21 protein-coding genes and 2 tRNA genes are annotated in these 22,774 nt (G+C 67.7%); 7 read left to right on the top strand and 16 right to left on the bottom strand.

The annotated features are described in order from the left end of the window. Positions 1–440: 440 nt before the first annotated feature. The 4 genes from J0F76_RS16055 to J0F76_RS16040 all read right to left on the bottom strand — a co-directional run bounded on the left by J0F76_RS16055 (position 441) and on the right by J0F76_RS16040 (position 4,743). A complete protein-coding gene (locus J0F76_RS16055) occupies positions 441–2,705 on the bottom strand; it encodes an adenosylcobalamin-dependent ribonucleoside-diphosphate reductase (RefSeq protein WP_207470975.1) in 2,265 nt (754 codons plus the stop codon). Positions 2,706–2,774: 69 nt separating this feature from the next. Further along, entirely contained in the window at positions 2,775–3,626 is an 852-nt protein-coding gene (olsA, locus tag J0F76_RS16050; protein ID WP_207470970.1) for a lyso-ornithine lipid O-acyltransferase, read from the bottom strand. Beyond that, entirely contained in the window at positions 3,623–4,405 is a 783-nt protein-coding gene (olsB, locus tag J0F76_RS16045) for an L-ornithine N(alpha)-acyltransferase (protein WP_207470977.1), read from the bottom strand. Before olsB ends, olsA begins: the two co-directional genes overlap by 4 nt. 158 nt (positions 4,406–4,563) lie before the next feature. Then, the gene (locus J0F76_RS16040; RefSeq protein WP_207470969.1) at positions 4,564–4,743 is read right to left on the bottom strand and encodes a DUF3553 domain-containing protein; all 180 of its coding nucleotides are present in this window, start codon (positions 4,741–4,743) and stop codon (positions 4,564–4,566) included. Between the two features lie 39 nt (positions 4,744–4,782). Between J0F76_RS16040 and J0F76_RS16035 the strand changes: the two genes are divergently transcribed. Further along, complete coding sequence (locus tag J0F76_RS16035) at positions 4,783–5,406, top strand: histidine phosphotransferase family protein (RefSeq protein WP_207470968.1); 624 nt, start codon at positions 4,783–4,785, stop codon at positions 5,404–5,406. 18 nt (positions 5,407–5,424) lie between these two features. Here the strand turns inward: J0F76_RS16035 and J0F76_RS16030 are convergent, their stop codons facing one another. The 4 genes from J0F76_RS16030 to J0F76_RS16015 form a co-directional block, all read right to left on the bottom strand. After that, complete coding sequence (locus tag J0F76_RS16030; RefSeq protein ID WP_207470967.1) at positions 5,425–6,690, bottom strand: glutamate-5-semialdehyde dehydrogenase; 1,266 nt, start codon at positions 6,688–6,690, stop codon at positions 5,425–5,427. Between the two features lie 149 nt (positions 6,691–6,839). After that, positions 6,840–6,916: transfer RNA gene (locus J0F76_RS16025), tRNA-Asp, on the bottom strand. A gap of 24 nt (positions 6,917–6,940) precedes the next feature. Continuing rightward, a tRNA-Asp gene (locus J0F76_RS16020) sits at positions 6,941–7,017 on the bottom strand. Between the two features lie 67 nt (positions 7,018–7,084). Continuing rightward, positions 7,085–8,212, bottom strand: coding sequence for an anhydro-N-acetylmuramic acid kinase (locus J0F76_RS16015; RefSeq protein ID WP_207470966.1), 1,128 nt, complete (start codon positions 8,210–8,212; stop codon positions 7,085–7,087). A gap of 59 nt (positions 8,213–8,271) precedes the next feature. Here J0F76_RS16015 and tyrS point away from each other — a divergent pair, with 59 nt between their 5' ends. Continuing rightward, on the top strand, positions 8,272–9,516 hold the full coding sequence (tyrS, locus tag J0F76_RS16010; RefSeq protein WP_207470964.1) for a tyrosine--tRNA ligase: 1,245 nt from the start codon (positions 8,272–8,274) through the stop codon (positions 9,514–9,516). A 119-nt stretch (positions 9,517–9,635) separates the two neighbouring features. Then, complete coding sequence (locus tag J0F76_RS16005; RefSeq protein ID WP_207470962.1) at positions 9,636–9,776, top strand: hypothetical protein; 141 nt, start codon at positions 9,636–9,638, stop codon at positions 9,774–9,776. A gap of 72 nt (positions 9,777–9,848) precedes the next feature. Here the strand turns inward: J0F76_RS16005 and J0F76_RS16000 are convergent, their stop codons facing one another. From J0F76_RS16000 to J0F76_RS15975, 6 genes are all read right to left on the bottom strand, one after another. Continuing rightward, positions 9,849–10,799 carry an SPOR domain-containing protein gene (locus J0F76_RS16000; RefSeq protein ID WP_207470960.1) on the bottom strand — a complete coding sequence of 317 codons (951 nt, stop codon included), beginning with the start codon at positions 10,797–10,799 and terminating at the stop codon, positions 9,849–9,851. A gap of 81 nt (positions 10,800–10,880) precedes the next feature. Beyond that, the gene (upp, locus tag J0F76_RS15995) at positions 10,881–11,513 is read right to left on the bottom strand and encodes a uracil phosphoribosyltransferase (RefSeq protein ID WP_207470957.1); all 633 of its coding nucleotides are present in this window, start codon (positions 11,511–11,513) and stop codon (positions 10,881–10,883) included. Continuing rightward, complete coding sequence (locus J0F76_RS15990) at positions 11,510–12,469, bottom strand: adenosine deaminase (protein WP_207470956.1); 960 nt, start codon at positions 12,467–12,469, stop codon at positions 11,510–11,512. The genes upp and J0F76_RS15990 overlap by 4 nt, the downstream gene beginning before the upstream one ends. Then, positions 12,466–13,653, bottom strand: coding sequence for a phosphopentomutase (locus J0F76_RS15985; protein WP_207470953.1), 1,188 nt, complete (start codon positions 13,651–13,653; stop codon positions 12,466–12,468). The genes J0F76_RS15990 and J0F76_RS15985 overlap by 4 nt, the downstream gene beginning before the upstream one ends. Beyond that, a complete protein-coding gene (locus J0F76_RS15980; protein ID WP_207470951.1) occupies positions 13,650–14,933 on the bottom strand; it encodes a thymidine phosphorylase in 1,284 nt (427 codons plus the stop codon). Before J0F76_RS15980 ends, J0F76_RS15985 begins: the two co-directional genes overlap by 4 nt. Beyond that, entirely contained in the window at positions 14,930–15,346 is a 417-nt protein-coding gene (locus J0F76_RS15975; RefSeq protein ID WP_479724747.1) for a cytidine deaminase, read from the bottom strand. The genes J0F76_RS15980 and J0F76_RS15975 overlap by 4 nt, the downstream gene beginning before the upstream one ends. A gap of 105 nt (positions 15,347–15,451) precedes the next feature. Between J0F76_RS15975 and J0F76_RS15970 the strand changes: the two genes are divergently transcribed. The 3 genes from J0F76_RS15970 (at position 15,452) to J0F76_RS15960 (ending at position 20,292) form a co-directional block, all read left to right on the top strand. Beyond that, positions 15,452–17,731: an NADP-dependent malic enzyme gene (locus tag J0F76_RS15970; protein ID WP_207470948.1), complete on the top strand. Its 2,280-nt coding sequence runs from the start codon at positions 15,452–15,454 to the stop codon at positions 17,729–17,731. 233 nt (positions 17,732–17,964) lie between these two features. Continuing rightward, positions 17,965–19,857 (top strand): propionyl-CoA synthetase, encoded by a 1,893-nt coding sequence (locus J0F76_RS15965; RefSeq protein WP_207470947.1) that lies wholly within the window; start codon positions 17,965–17,967, stop codon positions 19,855–19,857. A 69-nt stretch (positions 19,858–19,926) separates the two neighbouring features. After that, positions 19,927–20,292: a VOC family protein gene (locus tag J0F76_RS15960; RefSeq protein ID WP_242690272.1), complete on the top strand. Its 366-nt coding sequence runs from the start codon at positions 19,927–19,929 to the stop codon at positions 20,290–20,292. Here J0F76_RS15960 and aroA read toward each other — a convergent pair. Then, complete coding sequence (gene aroA, locus J0F76_RS15955) at positions 20,289–21,620, bottom strand: 3-phosphoshikimate 1-carboxyvinyltransferase (protein WP_207470945.1); 1,332 nt, start codon at positions 21,618–21,620, stop codon at positions 20,289–20,291. The genes J0F76_RS15960 and aroA overlap by 4 nt on opposite strands. Before the next feature lie 110 nt (positions 21,621–21,730). Here aroA and J0F76_RS15950 point away from each other — a divergent pair, with 110 nt between their 5' ends. Beyond that, positions 21,731–22,405, top strand: a complete 675-nt coding sequence (locus J0F76_RS15950) for a DNA alkylation repair protein (RefSeq protein WP_207470944.1) — start codon at positions 21,731–21,733, stop codon at positions 22,403–22,405. Here the strand turns inward: J0F76_RS15950 and J0F76_RS15945 are convergent. Beyond that, the coding region (locus tag J0F76_RS15945; protein ID WP_207470943.1) for a hypothetical protein at positions 22,393–22,774 on the bottom strand (382 nt) is incomplete at its 5' end. The two genes, J0F76_RS15950 and J0F76_RS15945, sit on opposite strands and share 13 nt — an antisense overlap.

The following is a 22,774-nucleotide window of genomic DNA, read 5'->3' as shown; positions in this document are numbered from 1 at the left end:
CCAGAACCTGAAAGCCGCTGCCTGACATAACCCCCATGCCCGAGCTTAGCGAAGCGGCAAACTGGTCGGAAATTCCGGACCACCTCTGATCTTCCGCAACGGGTGCCGCGCAGGAATGCGGTCTTCAAGATCGACATAGCTGAACAGCGACCCACTCGTCTCGTCCGTGCCCCGCATGATCACCCCCGCCGTCTTCTTGTTGGCGATGAATCATGTTCTTCATTCGGCGTCGAGGCCCAACTATTTCAGCAGCGTGTTAAGGGAAGGCGTAGAGCAAGCAGTTGCTGCACGAAGTCGAAAAACGGCTCCCAGATATGTGCCGCAAGCCATAACTTTTCCTCTCCCAAACGAAGGAAAACTTTTGCCTGACGAAGGGAAAAATTATGGCCGGCAAAAGGAAAAGTTTTGGCTGTCAGCACACCACAACAGCGAGATCCTTGCTACCCGCATTTGGAATGACCGCAGTTGGGGCATGTCATGCAGCCTTCGATCATACGCATCCCATATTGGCCGCAGTTCGGGCAAGCCGGGCCAAGAGGGCGTTCGCCGAGCGTGAGCGCCTCGACCTGCGGGTCGGACTTCAGGCCCATCCCCTCGCCCGCCAGAAAGCCGATGGCGATCATATGGCGCTCGATCACGCCGCCGATCGCGGCAAGGATCGAAGGGACATAGCGCCCGCCCATCCAGGCACCGCCGCGCGGGTCGAAGACGGCCTTCAGTTCCTCGACCACGAAGCTGACATCGCCGCCGCGCCGGAACACGGCGCTGATCATGCGCGTCAGGGCGACGGTCCAAGCGAAATGCTCCATGTTCTTCGAGTTGATGAAGATCTCGAAGGGGCGGCGGTGGCCGCCCTGCACGATGTCGTTGATGGTGATGTAGATGGCGTGTTCGCTGGCGGGCCATTTCAACTTGTAGGTCGCACCCTCCAGCGCGGCGGGGCGGTCGAGCGGTTCGGTCAGGTAGACCACATCGGCCCCGCTGTCGGCTTGCGGCACGGTTTCCGCCACCTCGCTGACCGACAGCACGCTGCCGGTCACGGCGTTCGGGCGATAGGTCGTGCATCCCTTGCAGCCCAGATCCCAGGCGGACAGGTAGACGTCCTTGAACGCCTCGAAGGACATGTCGGCGGGGCAGTTGATCGTCTTGGAAATGCTGCTGTCCACCCATTCCTGCGCCGCCGCCTGCATGGCGACGTGATCCCGGGGCGCAAGCGTCTGGGCATTCACGAAGTGATCCGGCAGGGGCGCATCCCCGTGCAGGTCGCGCCACATCTGGACGGCATAGTCCACGACCTCTTCCTCGGACCGGCTGCCGTCCTTTTGCAGGACCTTGCGGGTATAGGCATAGGCAAAGACAGGCTCGATCCCCGAACTGACGTTGCCGGCATAAAGGCTGATCGTCCCGGTCGGCGCGATGGAGGTCAGCAGGGCGTTGCGGATGCCATGGCTGGCCACGGCCTCGCGCACGTCCGCGTCCATCCGCCGCATGAATCCCGAGTCCAGGAAGGCGTCGCGGTCGAACAGCGGGAACGCCCCCTTCTCGCGCGCCAGATCGGCGCTTGCCAGATAGGCCGACCGCGCGATGGCCTTCATCCAGGCGCGTGTCTGGTCCACGGCGTCAGGTGCGCCATAGCGCAGGCCCAGCATCAGCAGCGCATCGGCAAGCCCGGTGACGCCCAGGCCGATGCGGCGCTTGGCCTGCGCCTCGGCCGCCTGCTGCAGCAAGGGAAAGCGCGAGGCATCGACCACGTTGTCCATCATCCGCACGGCGACGCGGACCAGATCGTCAAGCGCGGTCATGTCCATCCGGGCCTGCTGCGTGAACGGCGCCTCGACCAGCCGCGCCAGGTTCACCGATCCCAGCAGGCAGGCGCCATAGGGCGGCAAGGGCTGTTCGCCGCACGGGTTGGTGGCCGAGATGGTCTCGGCATAATGGAGGTTGTTCTGCTGGTTGATGCGGTCGATGAAGATCACGCCGGGTTCAGCATAATCATAGGTGGCGCGCATGATCCGGTTCCACAGGTCGCGCGCGGGAACCGTGCGATAGACCCGCCCGCCGAAGACCAGCTCCCAGGGGCCATCGGCCTTCACGGCTTCCATGAAGGCGTCCGTCACCAGCACCGACAGGTTGAACATGCGCAGCCGGGCGCTGTCCTGCTTGGCGGCGATGAAATCCTCGATATCGGGGTGGTCGCAGCGCATGGTGGCCATCATCGCGCCGCGACGGCTGCCCGCCGACATGATCGTGCGGCACATCGAATCCCAGACATCCATGAAGGACAACGGACCCGAGGCGTCGGCGGCCACGCCCCGCACCTCGGCCCCTTTCGGGCGCAACGTGCTGAAGTCATAGCCGATGCCGCCGCCCTGCTGCATCGTCAGCGCGGCTTCCTTCAGCGCGTCGAAGATGCCTGCCATGCTGTCTTCGATGGTGCCCATGACGAAGCAGTTGAACAGGGTGACCGACCGCCCCGTCCCCGCCCCGGCCAGGATGCGTCCGGCGGGAAGAAACCTGAAGTCCTGCAGGGCGGCATAGAAGCGGTCCTCCCATTCGGCGGGGTTTGCCTCGACCTGCGCCAGATCGCGGGCGACGCGGCGCCAGCTATCCTCGACCGTCGCATCCAGGACGCGGCCCTGGGCATCCTTCAGGCGATACTTCATGTCCCAGATCTGTTCGGCAATCGGCGCGGCAAAACGGGTCATGGCAGATCCCTTGGGGCAACAAGCGTCAGACCTACAAGATATGGGAGTTTGGCTTGTCCGATCAAGCGATCAGATCGCAAGGTTGCGGCGCACGGCCTCCTCGCAGGCGCTCGACAGCGTCTTGCGCGTCTGCCCCGCCACGGGGATGGGATCGTGCAGAACGACCATCACCCTGCCCTGCCGCCGCATCGCCAGCACGGCCAGCAGATGCGGCCCCAGGTCCATGTCGCCCCACCAGCCATAGAAGCGCGGATCGGCCCCCGGCGGCGCCTCGTAAACGGCGCTGACCGGCTGGATCGCCAAGCCCAACGGCAATGCCGGATCCAGGAAGCCCTGGAACAAGGTCGGCTTGAACGGCAACAGCCTGCGCCCGTCGGTCGAGGTGCCCTCGGGGAAGAACAGCAGCCGGTGTCCGGCCCTGACGCGTGCGGCGAACTCCCGCGCTTGATCCTGCGCCAGGCGGGGATCGCGGACCACGAAATGGGTGTCGGTCACGCGGGTCAGGATGTTGATGCCGGGCCAGCCGGCGACCTCGGCCTTGCTGACGAAGAACACCGGCATGGCGGCATTCAGGACAAGGATGTCCAGCCAGCTGGAATGGTTCGCCACGACCGCGCCGGGCCCCCGCATCGGAAAGCCGATCCGCTTCCAGCCGATCCCCATGCAGGCCAACGTCAGGCGGCAGACCAGTTGCACATGCGGTCCCGTCCAGGGGCGCCGCCGACCGTGGAACAGGCGCTCTACCCCGCGCAGGGGCAGGATCAGCAGGACGCCCAGCAGCAGGACAAGAACGGCCCCCGTGCCCCGCCGCGCCACGCGCAGCCAGTCCCGGATGCCGGAGGGCAGGACGACAGGCGGCGGAAGCTCGTCGCGCCACGTCGCCTCGCCCCGGCCCGGTTCGACGCGCGCAGGACGGTTCATTGCGGTTGCCAACGGCTTTCGTAGAACTGCCGGTGCTTGTCGGACATGGCGGCCGTGTCCATCATCAGGAACACGTCGGTCGTGTTGAAGTCTCGGTCGATGAAGGCACCCTCGCCGACCAGGCCCCCCAGCCGCAGATAGGCCTTGATCAGCGCGGGCATTCCCACCATCGCCTCTCGCCGGTCCAGGCGATCCGCGGGGATCAGGTCCATCCGCTGAAAGCCGGCGGGCAGCGCCCGGGGCCGCAGCCCGGCCGGTGCAAGATGGTGGTGGTGCAGCCAACTGAGCGAAGGCGCCAGCATCGAGGCGTCGGTGCCGTGAAAGCTTGCCACGCCGAACAGGATCTCGATCCCGTGGTCAAGCACGTAATCGGCAAGGGCGTTCCACAACAGGAACATGCCCGCCCCGCCCCGGCAGGCCGGATCGACGCAGGAACGGCCCAGTTCCAGCACCGGACGGCCGCAGTCGCGCAGCGGCGCCAGGTCGTATTCGGCATCGCAGTAGAAGCGGCCGAACCCGGCCGCGCGGTCGCCCGGCAACAGGCGATACACCCCGACGACATGGTCCAGGTTCTCGGCCGACCGGCGATTGTCGATCAGGCACAGGTGATCCACGACCGGGTCGAATTCATCGCGCTCCAGGCGCCGGTCGTGATCGACCAGGGCGCCGTTGCCGCCCAGTTCCTCGACAAAGACGCGATAGCGCAGCCGCTGGGCGGCCAACAGATCCGTTTCCGACGTCGCGAGGCGGATGTCGAAGAAGGAAGGATCGGTCTTCATGCGGGCGGCAATGGCGGTCATGGACATCGCGTCCTCTCTAGGCGGCGGGAACGGCCATTGCAACCGCGCAGCAAGGTGGACGCGGCGCCGAACGACGGCGCGTCATGCCTTGCGCAGAACAATCAAAGGTTGCAATCCTGCGTGCAGCGAACGCTTTGCTAGCTGCCCTGTACCCAGACGATGTCCAGTGAAACCCGTTTTCCGTCAATGACCTGCTTTCCTGCCTCGGCGAAATTGACCGTGATCCGGTCGCCAATGCGCGATTGCACCTGGCCCTCGCCCCATTCGGGCGCTCCGGGGTGGCGGACGATCATTCCGGGTTCCAGGATTTCGTTCACGGCAGCACCCCTTGGTATCTCGGTGAAAGGTAACCCCGCATGATTTCGGATACAACGCGCATTGCATCAGGCCAGTTGTCGCAACTGCTGGGGTCGCGCCTGTGCCACGACCTTGTCTCGCCCCTGGGGGCGATCGGCAATGGCGTCGAGTTGCTGGAAATGTCGCCCGAGTTTCCGGGCATCGACGCCAGCCCGGAACTGAAGCTGATCGCGGAAAGCGTGTCCGCGGCCCGTGCGCGCATCCAGATCTTCCGCGTGGCCTTCGGTCAGGCGCAGGGCGAACAGCGCATGTCCCACGCGGCCCTGGCGCAACTGCTGGACGGGTTTTCCGCCGAGGGGCGGATGCGGATCGACCTCGATGCCAAGGGCGACTTCCCCCGTGCCGAGATGCGGATGGTCATGCTGGCGATGATGTGTCTGGAAAGCGCCTTGCCCTGGGGCGGCAAGGTCACGCTGCTGCACGGCCAGTCAGGCTGGCGGCTCGTGGCCGAGGCGGACCGAACCAGACAGGACGTCGCCTTGTGGGCTTGGCTGGGGGGCGACAATCGACGCAGCCCGCTGCCGTCCGAGGTGCATTTCCCCTTGCTGGCCGAAGCCCTGGCCGAGGCCGATCGCGCCGCCACATGGGAGGTTGACGGCAACGGGGCCGAGATCGCCTTTTGACCCCTGCGAGGGCCGCCCTTACGCGCGAACCGCGCCGTCGCCCGTCACAAGATACTTGAAGCTGGTCAGTTGCTCGGCCCCCACGGGGCCGCGCGCGTGCATCTTGCCGGTGGCGATGCCGATCTCGGCCCCCATGCCGAACTCGCCCCCGTCGGCGAACTGGGTCGAGGCGTTGCGCATCAGGATCGCGCTGTCCAGGCCGTTGAAGAACCTTTGCGCGGCGGCGTCATCTTCGGTCAGGATCGATTCGGTATGCTGGCTGCCATGGCGTCGGATATGGGCGATTGCCCCCTCCACCCCATCGACCAGCTTGGCGGCGATGATCATGTCCAGGAACTCGCGCCCGAAATCGTCGGGCTCGGCCGCGACGGTGCCGGTGATTTCAGCCAGATCGCCGTCGGCGCGCACCTCGACTCCGGCATCCAGCAGCGCCTGGATCAGGGCGGGGCCATGCTGCGAATAATACCGCCGGTCGATCAGCAGGCACTCGGCCGCGCCGCAAATGCCCGTGCGCCGGGTCTTGGCATTCAGCAGCACGCGCCGCGCCTTGTCGGGATCGGCCTTGCCGTCGACATAGACATGGCAAATCCCCTCAAGGTGCGCAAAGACCGGCACGCGGGCCTCCTGCTGCACCAGGCCCACAAGCCCCTTGCCGCCGCGCGGGATGATGACGTCGATCAGCCCCTGCGCCTGCAGCATCGCCTTGACGGCGGCCCGGTCGCGGGTCGGGACAAGCTGAATCGCGGCCTCGGGCAGGCCCGCCTGGCGCAAACCTTCCACCATGCAGGCATGGATCGCCTGGCTGGAATGCAGGCTTTCCGAACCCCCGCGCAGGATCACGGCATTGCCCGACTTCAGCGCCAGGGCGCCGGCGTCGGCGGTCACGTTCGGGCGGCTTTCATAGATGACGCCGATCACGCCGATGGGGGTGCGGACGCGCTGGATATGCAGCCCGTTCGGACGGTCCCATTCCGCCACGACCTCGCCCACCGGGTCGCGCTGCTCGGCCACCGCTCGCAGCCCGTCCTCGATCCCGCGCAGCCGGTCCGCGTCCAGACGCAGCCGGTCCAGCATCGAATCGGCCAGGCCCTTGTCGCGGCCGAACCGCATGTCCTTTTCGTTGGCCGCCAGGATATCGGCCTGATTGCGCCGCAATGCCTCGGCCGCGCCGATCAGCGCGGCGTGCTTGCGCTCGGCCGTGGCCTGCGCCAGATCCACCGCCGCGGCACGCGCCGCCTCGCCCATGGTGGCGATCAGCGCCGTTGCATCGTCATGATCGGTCATCACAGTCACCCCGCCCTTTGGGCGATCAGATGACCCATCCTTGCCGCGGCTTCAACCCGCCCCTTCATCTTGGCAAAAATATCCTGGGGGAGTCCTAAGGACGGAGGCAAAGCCCCCACAACGCCGCAATCGGATCAGAAAGGGGAAAATGGCGCGGTTGACGGGGCTCGAACCCGCGACCCCCGGCGTGACAGGCCGGTACTCTAACCAACTGAGCTACAACCGCGCATTTCATGGGCGAAGGTGTGTGTGGCGCGGTTGACGGGGCTCGAACCCGCGACCCCCGGCGTGACAGGCCGGTACTCTAACCAACTGAGCTACAACCGCACACTCACCACCCCGACCGTTTCGCCCGCCGGGGTGAGGGGCGGTTTACGCAGACCGGTGGCCCCCGTCAAGGGCGCGTTACAAAAAATCCGCGCCCGGATCGCGGATAACTGATCCGCCCCCCGCAACAGGCCGCGGGAACGCCGGTCGTGGACGGCCCCGAGGTGGGCAACCCCCGCATGACCCGTGCGGCCAGCCATCCGAAGGCCTGGGCCTCCAGCATGTCGCCGTCCAGGCCGGCCGTTTCCACCGGCTGCACCGTGCAGGGCAGGTCTCGGGCCAGCCGCGCCATGATCGCGGGATTGCGCCGTCCGCCGCCGCAGACCAGCAGCGTCGCCGGAACGGAGGGCAGCCAGCGAAAGCCGTCCGCGACCGCCCCGGTCAGGGCGGCCACCAGCGTGGCGGCTGCATCGGCGTCCGACAGCGGCTCGACTGCGGCGGCAAGACCCGCGAACTGGTCGCGGTCCAGGGACTTGGGCGGCGGGCGGTCGAACCAGGGATGGCTGGCAAAGTCAGCGACGATGCCCTCGTCCGCGCGGCCTGTCGCGGCCAGTTCGCCGTCGCGGTCATGGCTGCGCCGCAACCTGCGCCGCATCAGGTCGTTGATCGGCGCATTTGCGGGACCGGTGTCGAAGGCCAGACAGGCCCCCGCAGCCTCCGGCGCGGGGGTCGCGGGATCGACCCAGGTGATGTTGCCGACCCCGCCAAGGTTCAGGAACGCCACGGGCCGGGGCGGCAAAAGGCCCTGGCCCACAGCCCAGCCGGCGCAGGCCCAGTGGAAGAACGGCGCCAATGGCGCGCCCTCTCCGCCAAGCCGCACATCTTCGCTGCGGAAATCCCAGACCACCGGCTTGCCGGCAGCCCGCGCCAGCAGGACGCCATCGCCCGCCTGATGGGTGCCCCTGCCTCGCGGGTCATGGGCCAGCGTCTGGCCGTGATAGCCGATCAGCTCGGCCTCGGGGAAATCGGCGGCCATCGCGGCATGGCCGCCGACCGAGATCGCGGCCGCGTCCCCGACCCCCTCCTCTCCGGGCCAACGGCCCAGGGCTTCGTGAAGGACGGCGGCCTCGTTGTCGGAATAGGCGCGGAACGCGCTGCGCCCGAAGCCGGCGATCCGCACGCCGTCCGTCTCGATCATCGCCGCGTCCACCCCGTCCATCGAGGTGCCCGACATCATTCCCAGAACCCGGATCATCGCGCTTTTCCTTCCCTGCCCCAGCCGGTATATCCCCGGCGACCAGAAGGAAAAAGCCGATGACCTACAGCCCCAAGTCCGATTTCCTGCGCGTGATGTTCGAACGCGGCTATGTCGCCGACTGCACGGACCATGCGGCGCTGGACCAGGCGCTGCTGGACGGGCCGGTCACGGCCTATATCGGCTATGACGCGACGGCGGCGTCGCTGCATGTGGGCCACCTGCTGAACATCATGATGCTGCGCTGGTTCCAGAAGACCGGCAACCGGCCCATCACGCTGATGGGCGGCGGCACGACCAAGGTGGGCGACCCGTCCTTCCGGGCCGAGGAACGCCCGCTGCTGACCGAGGCCGCGATCCAGGCCAACATTGACGGGATGCAGCAGGTCTTCGCGCGCTACCTCGCCTATGGCGACGATGCGGCGATGATGCTGAACAACGCCGAATGGCTGGACGGGCTGAACTACCTGGAGTTCCTGCGCGACATCGGGCGGCATTTCAGCGTGAACCGGATGCTGTCCTTCGAATCGGTGAAGTCCCGGCTGGACCGCGAGCAGTCGCTGTCCTTCCTGGAATTCAACTACATGATCCTGCAGGCCTACGACTTCCTGGAACTGCACCGCCGCTATGGCTGCCGGTTGCAGATGGGCGGGTCGGACCAGTGGGGCAACATCGTCAACGGCATCGACCTGACCCGCCGGGTGGACGACGCGGTGATCTGGGGGCTGACCTCGCCGCTGCTGACGACCAGCGACGGGCGCAAGATGGGCAAGTCGGCAGGCGGCGCCGTCTGGCTGAACGGGGCGATGCTGTCGCCCTATGAATTCTGGCAGTTCTGGCGCAACACGACCGATGCCGACGTGGGCCGCTTCCTGAAGCTCTATACCGAACTGCCGGTCGAGGAATGCGACCGACTGGGCGCGCTCCAGGGGTCCGAGATCAACGAGGCCAAGATTCGCCTGGCCAACGAGGTCACGACCCTGCTGCACGGCGCCGGGGCCGCCGCAAGCGCCGAGGCCACCGCGCGTGAGGTTTTCGAGCAGGGCGGCGCGGGCGGCGATCTGGAGGTCGCCACGGTCAGCGCCGATACCCTGTCGGGCGGGCTGACCGTGGCGCAACTGCTGGTCCAGACCGGGATCACGGCGTCAGGCAAGGAGGCCAAGCGCCTGATTGCCGAGGGGGGGCTGCGGCTGAACAACGAGGCAGTGTCCGACCCGCAGATGGCCGTGGACGCGGCCTTGATCGGAGACGGGCTGAAGGTGTCGGTCGGCAAGAAGAAGCATCGCATGGTGACCGTCGGCTGATGCAGCCGCTGCATGGCAGCCTTGCAGGGGCGATTCCGCGACGTCGCCCCGCTGGACACCATGGCATGCCGGGCCTATCTGTGTCGGCGGGAGGACTACTCCGACCGGAAGACAGGACAATGGCACAGAACACCGCACAACCCCTCAGCCTCAGCGCCCGCAAGTTGCAGGCCCAGGCCGACGCCGTGCTGGATCAGATGTTTGGCTACTTCACCCGCGAAGAAGCCCCGCGCGAAGTCGAAACCCGCCGCGCCGCCTGATCGCACCAGACCAGCACGGAATTTTTCGGGGGCGTTCGCGCCCCCTTTGCATGTCCGGATGGCGGCGGAAGATCATCGTGCCACCGCGCGGGGATAGCCGTTCGCCCGTATCCGCGTCAGCGCCGCCACCAAGGCCTGCCGATCTGCAAACGGCCCGGCCAGGATAGCTTTGGCGGCCTTGTCGCCCGAACGCTCGTGCCGTTGAGCAGTGCGGTATCCCATCCCCGACAGGCGCCGCAGGGCGGCAAGGGCATTTGCCTCGTCGGCATAGGTGCCGATCTGGACATAGCGTGCGTTGGCCGGGATCATCTCGACGGTGGCGGGCGCGACTGCCTGGGCGGGTGCGGGACGGCGAGCCACCACGGAGGCGGGCTTGGCGGGTTCCGCCCGTGGCGATCGGACAGGCGCAGGCGCGGCAGCCTGGCGGGGTGCCTTGGCCGGGCGTTCGGCAGGTGCCGGGACCGGCGCGACCGCAGGCTGCACCGAAACGGCCGTGACCGCAGGGGCCAGATCGGGCGCCGTCATGCCGGGGCACAGGCCCTGCGTGACATCGCCGCCGATGATCGGCGCCGGTCCTTCGGCTGGCGTGTAGCCCAGGCGCGCGCAAAGCCCGTCCGGCGCGCGGCCGGCCATGGCACTGCGGAGACGGGCATCCAGTTCGACCTGACGGGCAAGGGCCTGGTCCAATTCCGCCTGTGCGGGGTCGGGCGCGGCATCCCGCAAGGGCGTTGCGGGCGCATCCGTCAGCAGATCTCCCGAACGCAGTCCCTCGGCCAGAACCGCCGTCAGCACCTCCTCGGGCGAAGGAACGGCGGCGGGTGCCTCCGCCGCCTCGGCGGGCTGGCTCGGCGGAAAGCCGCAGACCGGCGCGCCCTGCTTGTCCAGCCGCGGCAACCAGTCGCTTCCGGTGCGGATAAAGACGCAGCCGGTGCGGTCGATATACTGCTCGCCCGGATAGTCGCCGGGCGGCGGGGGCTCGGGCGCGGCCATGACTTGCCCCGGCAGCCAAAGCACCAGCATCATCCAAGCCCAGACCCGCATCAGCCACCCACGATTCGCTTCCGGACCATGGATAGGGCGAAAGCCTGAAGCCGGAGTTAACGGCTATTTCGTGCCGAACATCCGGTCGCCGGCGTCGCCAAGCCCCGGCACGATATAGCCGTGATCGTCCAGCCGCTCGTCCAGGGACGCGGTGAAGATCGGCACGTCGGGATGGGCCTGGCGCATCCGCTCGACCCCCTCGGGGGCGGCCAGCAGGCACAGGAAGCGCAGGTTCGTGGCCCCCCTCGCCTTCAGCATGTCGATGGCCGCGACGGACGAATTTCCCGTGGCCAGCATCGGATCGACCACGATCGTCAGGCGCGCGTCCAGTTCCTTGGGCACCTTGCAGTAATACTCGACCGGCATCAGCGTTTCCGGATCGCGATACATGCCGACAAAGCCCACGCGGGCGCTTGGAATCATCTCCAGGATACCGTCCAGCAGCCCGTTGCCCGCCCGCAGGATCGAGATCAGCGCAAGCTTCTTCCCCTCCAGCGTGGGGGCGTCCATCTCGCACAGGGGGGTCTCGATGCGCGTGGTGGTCAGTTCCAGCTCGCGCGTCACCTCATAGGCCAGCAGCAGGCTGATCTCGCGCAGAAGGCGGCGGAAGCCGGCTGTGGACACGTCCTTCTTGCGCATGATCGTCAGCTTGTGCTGGACAAGCGGGTGGTCGATGACGGTCAGGTGCTGGCTCACGGGAACTCCTTCAAAAGTCGGTCGCGGGTCGCCTGGTCGCAGAAGGCAGCCTCGGCGGCCCAGCGGTTGATCTGGGCGAACTCCGTATCGCCCCAACCGAAGGCATCGGCAAGGCGGTCGTATTCATGACGCATCGTCGTGTGGAAAAATGGCGGGTCGTCGGTCGAGACGGTGACGCGCACCCCGGCATCCGCCAGCCGTGCGATCGGATGGGCGGACCAGCCGCGATAAAGGCCAAGCGCGACGTTCGAGCCGGGGCAGACTTCCAGCGTGACGCCGTTGTCCGCCAGGGCGCGGACCAGGGCCGGTTCCTCGATGGCGCGGACGCCATGGCCGATGCGGGTGCAGCCAAGCGCCAGGGCATCGCGGATGCTGTCCGGCTCGCCCCATTCGCCTGCGTGGCAGGTCAGGCCCAGGCCTGCCTCCTTCGCGCAGTCGAAGGACCAGGCGTAGTCGGTGGCGCGGCCCACGGTCTCGGCCCCGCCCATGCCGAAGCCCGTGACCCAATCCCCCGCCGTTTCTGCCGCGCAGATCGCGGACTTCCTCGCGCGATCCGGGCCGAAATGTCGGATTGCGGTCAGGATGGCGCGGCTGTCGATGCCTTGGGTGCGTGCCTTGTCGGCAACCTCGGTCATCGCGGCCAGATAGTCGCGCCAGGCAGACAGGTCGCCGCCACCGCAGAACTCGGGCGAGACGAACAGTTCGGTATAGATCACCCCCTGCTCGGCCGACCGCTCCAGGACCTCGGCCAGCAGGCGGGCATAGTCCTGCGGCGTTCGCAGGACGCTGGTGGCGGCCTCGTAGCAGCGCAGGAAGCCGTGGAAATCGCCATAGGCATAGTTGCCGCGTTCGTCGAAGACGCCGGTCAGGTCGGCGCCCTTTTCGCCCGCAAGGCCCCGGATGAAGCCGGGCGGGGCGGCGCCTTCCAGATGCAGGTGCAGTTCGATCTTCTTCACAGGAACGACCTTCCATGATCGGGCGGGGGCAGGCCCAGATGCGCCAGGACCGAGGCGCCGATGTCGCTGAAGCCCACCAGCCCGACCTCGCGCGGGCCGACGCCGTGGCCCAGCACGGCCACGCGTTCGCGCGTGTGGTCGGTGCCGGGCCAGGACGGGTCGTTGCCGTGATCGGCAGTGAAGATCGCCAGATCGCCGGGGCGCAGCGCGGCCAGGAACCGACCCGCCACCCCGTCGAACCATTCCAGTTGCGCGGCATAGCCGGGAATGTCGCGGCGGTGGCCGAAATTCGTGTCGAATTCGACGAAGTTGGCGAAGGTGAGGCTGCCCGGTTCCGCGTCGCCCCCCAGGCGGATCAGGTGGTCGGCCAGATCGGCGTCGGACCTGCCCTTGTGCAGGTGGGTGATGCCGCGATGGCTGAAGATGTCGCCGATCTTGCCGATGGCATGGGTCACGCGTCCCGCCCCTTGCGCGATGTCCAGGATCGTGCGGCCCGGCGGCGCGATGGCGAAGTCGCGGCGGTTGCCGGTGCGGCGGAATTGTCCCGGTGCCTCGCCCACGAAGGGACGGGCGATCACGCGGCCCACGCGCATGGCGTGCAGCATGGGGGCCAGCGACTGACACAGCGAAATCAGCCGCTCCAGGCCGAAATGATCCTCGTGCGCGGCGATCTGCAACACGCTGTCGACCGAGGTGTAGCAGATCGGCCAGCCGGTGCGGATATGCTCGGCGCCGAAATCCTCGATCACTTCGGTGCCCGAGGCGTGGCAGTTCGCAAGGATGCCGTCCGTCCCTGCCAACGCGCAGATGCGGGCCGTCACATCGGGCGGAAAGGCGGGGGTGGCGTCGGGGAAACAGTGCCAGTCCCACGGCACCGGGACACCCGCGATTTCCCAATGACCCGACGGCGTGTCCTTGCCGCGCGAGATCTCCGTGGCGGCCCCCCACAGCCCTTGGGGCGGCACCATCAACCCCGGCGCCTCCTGGCCCGAGGCAAGGCGCACCGCCGCGCCAAGGCCAAGCCGCGCCAAGTTCGGCATGGTCAGCGCCTGCGCCTGGGCGATATGGCCCACGGTATTCGCGCCGGTATCCGGCAGGTGGCCGTTGAAGAACCGGTCGGCATCGGGCGCTCCGCCGATGCCGGCGCTGTCCATCACGACCAGAAAAGCGCGCTTGTCCGTCACGGCGCTATCCGTTCGCGGACCAGGGGGCCGGGTTCCGCGCCCTCGCCCAGTCGGTATGCGGCGGTGACGGCGGCGATGGCGACCTCGGCTGCGGTGTCGTCGGCGGCGTGAACAAGCGCCAGGGGGCGGCCGGGGCCGACCTCCTCACCCAGCTTGGCCAGCATGGACAGGCCGACGCGCGGGTCGATGGCCTCGCCCGCGCGGACGCGGCCGCCGCCAAGCGCCACGACGGCATGGCCAAGCGCGGTCACGTCGATCTGCGCGATGCGTCCCTCGGGCACCGGAACGGGGCGGACCACCGGCGCGGCGGCCAGATGGGCATCCGGCCGGTCCAGCAGGTCGGCGGGACCGCCCTGGGCCGCGACCATGCGGCCGAAGACCTCGGCCGCAGCACCCCGGTCCAGCAGGTCGGAAAGCCCGCCGTCGCCCTGCCCGACCAGGCGCAGCACCTCGGACCCAAGGGCCAGGGTCAGGTCGCGCAGGACGCCGGGTTCGCCGCGCAGGACGCGGATCGCCTCTGCCACCTCCAGCCCGTTCCCGGCGCTGCGGGCAAGGGGCTGGTCCATGTCGGTGATCAACGCCGACGTCGCGCAGCCCGCGCCGTTCGCCGTCTCCACAAGGGCCTGTGCCAGCCGCTGCGAGGATGCGGGCTTGCGCAGGAAGGCGCCGGACCCGGCCTTTACGTCCAGGACAAGGGCCTGCAACCCCGCCGCTAGCTTCTTGGACAGGATCGAGGCCGTGATCAGGTCGATGGACTCGACCGTCGCCGATTCATCGCGGATCGCGTACAGCCGGCGGTCGGCGGGCGCGAAATCGCCGCTGGCCGAAACGATGGCGCAACCGACGCTGCGGACGATGCGGCGGAAGTCATCTTCCGACTGGTCGCAGCGATAGCCGGGGATCGCCTCCAGCTTGTCTAGGGTGCCCCCGGTATGACCCAGCCCGCGCCCCGAGATCATCGGCACGAACATGCCCCGCGCCGCCAGCAGGGGCGCCAGGATCAGGCTGACCGTGTCGCCGATGCCGCCGGTCGAGTGCTTGTCCACCACCGGCCCCGGCAGATCCCAGTGCAGCACATGGCCGGAATCGCGCATCGCACGCGTCAGGGCCACACGGCCCGGCACGCCGATGCCCTTCAGCAGCACCGCCATGGCGAAGGCGCCCGCCTGCGCATCGCTGATCGAGCCATCCGCCAGCCCCTGCGCGATCAGCGCCGCCCCCGGCCCGTCCAGGCCGCGGCCGTCGCGGATCGCCGCGATGACGGGACGCGGATCGGTCATTCCGCCCGGGCCATGTGCCCGGCGTCGAAGCGGCCCGGCAGCAGCTCGCCCACGGTCGTGGCCAAGGTCCCTCCCTCGGTCGTCGCCAGCAGCACCGGCGTGTCGTGGCGACCGAATTCCGCCAGCTTCTGACGGCAGCCACCACAAGGAGGCACCGGCGACGGGCTGTCGGCGATCACCGCGACCTCGATCAGTTCCGTCTCGCCCGCTGCAACCATCGCGGCGATGGCACCGGCCTCGGCGCAGGTGCCTTCGGGATAGGCGACGTTTTCGACATTGCAGCCGCGGTAGATGGCGCCCGATGCGCCCCGGACCGCAGCTCCCACCTTGAACCGGGAATACGGCACATAGGCCATTTCGCGCACCTCGCGGGCGGCATCCAGCAGCGACATCCGGCGGACTCCCTCAATGATCGCGGCAGTTTTGCGCAGGGTTGCCGCTAACGCAAGCCAAAGGCTTCTGTTCCCCGCCCGAGAAATGGTTTAACGGTCAACTAATTTGCAAGCGAGGGGGCGACGATGGAAGAACGCAGGCAGGACAATGCCCGGCAAGAGGCGCTGGATTATCATGAATTCCCGCGTCCGGGTAAGCTGGAAATCCGGGCGACCAAGCCCTTGGCCAACGGCCGCGACCTTTCCCGCGCCTATTCCCCCGGCGTGGCCGAGGCCTGCCTGGAGATCAAGGCCGATCCCGCCACTGCCAGTCGCTACACCTCTCGCGGGAACCTTGTCGCGGTCGTGTCGAACGGCACGGCGGTGCTGGGCTTGGGCAACATTGGCGCGGCGGCGTCCAAGCCGGTGATGGAGGGCAAGGCCGTCCTGTTCAAGAAATTCGCCAACATCGACTGCTTCGACATCGAGGTGAACGAATCCGACCCGGAAAAGCTTGCCGACATCGTCTGCGCGCTGGAGCCGACCTTCGGCGCGATCAACCTGGAAGACATCAAGGCGCCCGACTGCTTCATCGTCGAAAAGCTGTGCCGCGAGCGGATGAACATCCCCGTCTTCCACGACGACCAGCATGGCACCGCCATCGTCGTGGGTGCTGCGGCCACCAACGCGCTGCACGTTGCGGGCAAGCGGTTCCAGGACATCAAGGTCGTGTCCACCGGCGGCGGGGCGGCGGGGATCGCCTGTCTCAACATGCTGCTGAAGCTGGGGGTCAAGCGCGAGAACATCTGGCTGTGCGACATCCACGGCCTGGTCTACAAGGGCCGGGTCGAGGACATGACCGCCCAGAAGGCCGCCTTCGCCCAGGACACCGATGCGCGGAACCTGGCCGAGGTCATGGACGGCGCCGACCTGTTCCTGGGCCTGTCGGGTCCCGGCGTCCTGAAGCCGGACATGGTGGCGAAGATGGCCAAGCGCCCGATCATCTTCGCGCTTGCGAACCCCACGCCGGAAATCCTGCCCGACGAGGCGCGTGCCGTCGCCCCCGACGCGATCATCGCCACGGGCCGCAGCGATTTTCCGAACCAGGTGAACAACGTCCTCTGCTTCCCCTTCATCTTCCGGGGCGCGCTTGACGTGGGCGCGACCACCATCAACGCCGAGATGGAACTGGCCTGCATCGAAGGCATCGCGGCGCTTGCCCGCGCCACCACCGCCGCCGAAGCCGCCGCCGCCTATCGCGGCGAGACGCTGACCTTCGGGGCGGACTACCTGATCCCGAAACCCTTCGACCCGCGCCTTGTGGGCGTGGTCAGCTCCGCCGTGGCCCGCGCCGCGATGGAAACCGGCGTGGCGACCCGCCCGCTGGACGACCTGGAATCCTACAAGCGCAAGCTGGACAGTTCGGTCTTCCGCTCGGCCCTCATCATGCGCCCCGTGTTCGAGGCCGCCGCCACCGCGTCCCGCCGCATCGCCTTTGCCGAGGGCGAGGACGAGCGCGTCCTGCGTGCCGCCAACGCCATGCTGGAGGAGACGACCGACGTTCCGATCCTGATCGGCCGCCCCGAGGTGATCGCCATGCGCGCCGAACGCGCCGGCCTGCCGATCCGCCCCGAGCGCGACTTCGAGATCGTGAACCCGGAAAACGATCCGCGCTATCGCGATTACTGGGAAACCTATCACCAGTTGATGGCCCGGCGCGGCGTCAGCCCTGACATCGCCCGCGCGATCATGCGCACCAACACCACCGCCATCGGCGCCGTCATGGTGCATCGGGGCGAAGCGGACAGCATGATCTGCGGCACCTTCGGGCAATACACCTGGCACCTGCGCTATATCCGCGAGATCCTGGCGCGGGACGGCCTGAACCCCGTGGGCGCGCTGTCGATGATCATCCTGGAGGACGGGCCGCTGTTCATCGCGGACACCCAGTGCCACGACGATCCGACGCCACAGCAGATCATGGACACCGTGATGGGCGCCGCCCGCCATGTCCGCCGCTTCGGCCTGACGCCCAAGATCGCGCTGTGCTGCCATTCGCAGTTCGGGAACCTCGACACCTATACTGGCCGCAAGATGCGCGAGGCGCTGGCGCTGCTGGACGCGAAGAAGCCCGACTTCATGTATGACGGCGAAATGCATGTGGACGCGGCGCTGGACCCGGCCCTGCGCGAACGCATCTTCCCCGGATCGCGGCTGGAAGGCGTGGCGAACGTGCTGGTCTTCCCCGGCACCGATGCGGCGTCCGGCGTCAGGAACGCCCTGAAGATGCGCGCCAACGGGCTGGAGGTCGGGCCGATCCTGATGGGGATGGGCAACCGCGCCCATATCGTCACGCCGTCCATCACCACGCGCGGCCTGCTGAACATGAGCGTTCTCGCGGGAACCCCCGTGGCCCATTACGGTTGACGCAGTGCACCGGGCGATTCGGCTTGGGATCGCCCGGAAAGCCGTAAGCGCATTGCTGCATTTGCAAACATGGCGCGCCAGCAGGGCCCGGTTTGCAGCCGTTTTCGTTTTGCAAAGGGCGGCAGCATATATCTGCTACATTTCGCCACGCCTTTCCGACCTGACCCGCTAACATTGTTGCGTGAACCCTCGCCCGCTGCGTAACACATCTGCAGGAGTGAGGAGTGAGACCCATGTCGTATCGCGACACCTATGCCGCGTGGCAGGCCGATCCCGAAGGGTTCTGGATGGAGGCCGCCCGCAGGATAGACTGGAACCGCCCGCCCAGTCGGGCCTTCTTCGATCAGGGACCAGCCGGGGAATGGTTCGCCGACGGCATGGTCAACGCCTGCTGGAACGCGGTCGACCGCCATGTCGAGGCGGGGCGCGGCGACCAGGTCGCCATCATCCATGACAGCCCGATCACCCGGTCCTATCGCGGCATCACCTATCGCGAGTTGCGCGACCGCGTGGCCAGCCTTGCGGGCGCCCTGCGCGCCAAGGGAATCCAGAAGGGCGACCGGGTCATCATCTACATGCCCATGGTCCCCGAGGCGCTGGAGGCGATGCTGGCCTGCGCGCGCCTTGGGGCGATCCATTCGGTCGTGTTCGGGGGCTTCGCGGCGCATGAATTGGCGGTGCGGATCAACGATGCGGCGCCCAAGGCGATCATCGCCGCATCCTGCGGATTGGAGCCGGGGCGCACCGTGCCCTACAAGCCGCTTCTGGACCGCGCGATCGAGGAAGCGACCCACAAGCCCGAGTTCTGCGTGATCTTCCAGCGGGAACAAGAGGTCGCGCATCTGACCCCCGGCCGCGACGTGGCCTGGCACAGCTTCCAGTACGGGGTAGAGCCCGCCGACTGCGTCCCGGTCGAGGGCAACCACCCCGCCTATGTCCTGTACACGTCGGGCACGACGGGTCAGCCCAAGGGGGTCGTGCGCCACACGGCCGGGCATCTGGTCGCGCTGTCCTGGTCGATGAAGAACGTCTATGACATCGACGCGGGCGACGTGTTCTGGGCGGCCTCGGACGTGGGCTGGGTCGTGGGCCACAGCTACATCTGCTATGGGCCGCTGACGGTCGGCGCCACCACCATCGTGTTCGAGGGCAAGCCCGTGGGCACCCCCGACGCCGCCGCCTATTGGCGGGTGATCCAGAACCACCGCGTGAAAAGCTTCTTCAGCGCGCCGACCGCAATCCGCGCCATTCGCCGAGAGGACCCCGAGGGCAGGCTGATCGGCGACTACAACCTGCGTCATTTCAAGACGCTGTTCCTAGCCGGCGAACGCGCCGACCCCGACACGATCCAGTGGGCCGAGGAAAAGCTGGGCGTGCCGGTGATCGACCACTGGTGGCAGACCGAGACCGGCTGGCCCATCGTCGCGAATCCCGTGGGGATCGAGCTGCTGCCGGTGAAACGCGGCAGCCCCTCGGTCACGCTTCCGGGCTATGACGTGCAGGTCCTGGACGAGGCGGGCCATCCCGTCGCGCCCGGAACGCTGGGTGCCGTCGCCATCAAGCTGCCTCTGCCGCCGGGCACCCTGCCGACCCTGTGGAACGCCGCCGACCGCTTCACCAAGTCCTATCTGGCGCATTTCCCCGGCTATTACGAGACCGGCGACGCGGGCTATATCGACGCGGACGGATACCTGTACATCATGGCGCGCACCGACGACGTGATCAACGTCGCGGGCCACCGCCTGTCCACCGGCGCGATGGAGGAGGTCCTGTCTGCCCACCCGGCCGTCGCGGAATGCGCGGTGATCGGCGTGGCCGACAGCCTGAAGGGCCAGATGCCGCTAGGTTTCCTGTGCCTCAAGAAGGGCACGAACACCCCCGACGCCCAGGTCGTGAAAGAGGTCGTGGGCATGGTCCGCGACCAGATCGGGCCGGTCGCGGCCTTCAAGACCGCCTGCGTCGTGGACCGCCTGCCCAAGACCCGGTCCGGCAAGATCCTGCGGGCCACCATGGTCAAGATCGCCGATGGCGAGGCATTCAAGACACCCGCCACCATTGACGATCCGGCCATCCTGGAGGAGATCGCGACCGCCCTGCGCGCGGTCGGCTACCCGCAACGCATCTAACAAATATTTGCAGAACCAATGGACTGCCTTTGCGTTGCGGTGCCGGAGGCGCGTATGACCCAAAGGAACATGACCATCATCGACCACATTCACCTGCGGTCGATCCATGTCGAGAAAGCGATCGCCTTTTACCAGGCGATCTTCGAGGCGCTTGGCCGGGGTCCCGAGGTCCATACGGGACGGGACTGGCTGGAACTCGACGGCTTCTACCTGGACCAGGCGGACAACGACGCGCCTTCCAGCCGTATCCACATCGCGTTCATCGCCCGGTCGCGGGACGACGTCCAGAACTTCCACGCGGCCGGGCTGAAGGCAGGCGGCAAGGACCACGGGACGCCGGGATTGCGCGATTACCATCCCGGCTATTATGCGGCCTATCTTCTCGATCCCGACGGCAACAACATCGAGGCGAAGTTCGACGACGGGGCTGCCTAGTCCAGGTCGGCCCCCAGCCCCTGCATCAGCGGCAGGAAGTCGGGGAAGGATGTGGCGATCGGCTCTCCGTCGTCGATCGAAACCGGCGCCTCGGTCGCAAGGCCCAGGATCAGGAAGGACATGGCAATGCGGTGGTCCAGATGGGTCGCCGCGGTGCCGCCGCCCGGCACCTTGCCCATCCCGTGAACAGTCATGCTGTCCCGTGTTTCCTCGACTTGGACGCCATTCGCCTCAAGGCCCCGTGCCATGGCGTCGATGCGGTCGCTTTCCTTGACGCGCAGTTCCGCCACGCCGTTCATGACGGTCGCGCCCTCGGCAAAGGCCGCGATGACGGACAGGATGGGAAACTCGTCGATCATGCTGGCCGCGCGGTCCGCCGGAACGGTGACGCCCTTCAGCGGACCATGCCGGACGACAAGATCCGCCACCGGCTCGCCCCCTTCCTCGCGCTGGTTCTCGAAGGCGATGTCGGCGCCCATTTCCCGCAGGGTGACATACAGGCCATCGCGGGTCGGGTTGCGGCTGACGCCCGGCACGCGGATTTCGGAACCCGGCACGATCAGGGCGGCGGCGACCGGAAAGGCCGCGCTGGAGGGATCGCGCGGCACCGCGACCGGCTGCGCCCGCAACTCGGGCCGACCCTGAAGCGTGATGACGTAACCCTCGTCGGTCCTTTCGGTGCGGATATCGGCCCCGAAGCCCGCCAGCATCCGTTCGGAATGGTCGCGGGTGGGCTCGGACTCGATCACGACCGTCTCGCCCGGCACATTGAGGCCCGCCAGCAGGATCGCCGACTTGATCTGCGCGCTGGCGACGGGCGTGCGATAGCGGACGGGCAGCGGGTCCGCAGCGCCCTTGATGGTGATGGGCAGACGCCCGCCTTCCCGTGCGGTGATCTGCGCGCCGAACTGCGCCAGCGGATCGGTGATGCGCGCCATCGGGCGGCGCGACAGGCTGGCGTCGCCCGTGAAGGTCGCGGTGATCGGCGTGGTCGCCATGGCGCCCATGATCAGCCGGACCCCGGTGCCCGAGTTGCCGCAGTCGATCACGCCCTCGGGCTCTCCAAAGCCGCCGACGCCGACGCCGTGGACCGACCACTCTCCCTCGCCCAATCGCTCGACCTGCGCGCCGAAGGCCGCCATGGCCTTGGCCGTGTCCAGCACGTCCTGCCCTTCCAGCAGGCCGGTGATCCGCGTCTCGCCCACCGACAGCGCGCCCAGGATCAGCGCGCGGTGGCTGATCGACTTGTCGCCCGGCACGGTGGCAACGCCGCTCAGGGCTCCGCTGCGGCGGGCGGTCATCGGGCGAGGCTGGGCGGAATGGGACATGGGCACACCTGTTGATTGCGCGCGTCTTTTACCGCCAGCGACCCGGCGCTGCCACCCCGTTCTTGCGCACCCGTCCGCGACTTCCTAGAAGAGCCGGATCGGAGGCATCGATGAACGAACTGGACGCATTGCGCGCATGGGCCGATCCCCGGAAGGCCGAGGAGATGCAGGCCTATCACAAGGCGCCCCGGACCTACCTGGGCGTCGGCAACCCGCAGATCGACGCCCTTGTGGCGGAATGGCGTGCGTCGCGCGATCTGGACGGCCGGATCGCCTTGGCCTCGGACCTGTGGGCCAGCGACATCCACGAGGCCCGCATCGCCGCGGCCAAGCTTCTGGTCCAGGCGCGCATCCGGCCCGATGAGGCCGTGTGGACCCTGATCGCCGGCTGGGCGCCCGATTTCGACGGATGGGCCATCGCCGACCACGCGATGATCGCGGGACAAAAGCGGCTGGTGACGGAACCCCACCGCCTGGAGCAGGTCGAGACCTGGCTGGATCACCCGAACACATGGACCCGGCGCGCGGCGCTGGTGGGCACCCTGCCCTGGGCCAAGATGAACAACCCCAAGCCCGAGGATCTTGCACGACGCGAACAAGTGCTGGGCTGGGCCGCGCGTCTGGCCGACGACCGCGACTGGTTCATCCAGAAGGCCATCGCCTGGTGGCTGCGGGACCTGTCCAAACGCGACGCGCCCCGCGTCCGCACCTTCCTGGCCGAACACGGGGCGCGCATGAAGACTTTCGCGCGAAAGGAAGCCGCGCGGCTGGTTCAGGAACGATAAACCTCGATCGTCGGCAGATCCGTCAGCGACACGCCCAGAAGCTGCAGCGCGGGCAACGACACCTGCGATCCGCCGCTAGCGGGTCCGTCCAGCGGGATCAGGTCGACCTTGGCTGATTTGCCGGAAGACGGGTCCACGATGCGCCCGATCCCGCGTTCCTTGACAAGCGGGGTCTTGATCCAGAACCCGCCCTCCGAAGGGTTGCCCAACGAGGCGACGGTGGTGCCCAGCCGGGTTTCCGCCGCCTCAGCAGGTTTGGCGGCGGCCGCACGCTGTTCGGGCGTCGTGGTGTCCAGTTGCGCAGCGGTCGCCCGGGCCGCCGGCCGGGGCGCCGGCGCGCGGGTCACGGCCGTTGCCGCCGCGACCTGC

It is taken from the genome of Paracoccus fontiphilus (assembly GCF_017356265.1).
Taxonomy (GTDB): Bacteria; Pseudomonadota; Alphaproteobacteria; order Rhodobacterales; family Rhodobacteraceae; genus Paracoccus; species Paracoccus fontiphilus.
The sequence above is the reverse complement of the archived record's forward strand: the minus strand, read 5'-3'. Positions and strand labels throughout refer to the sequence as shown.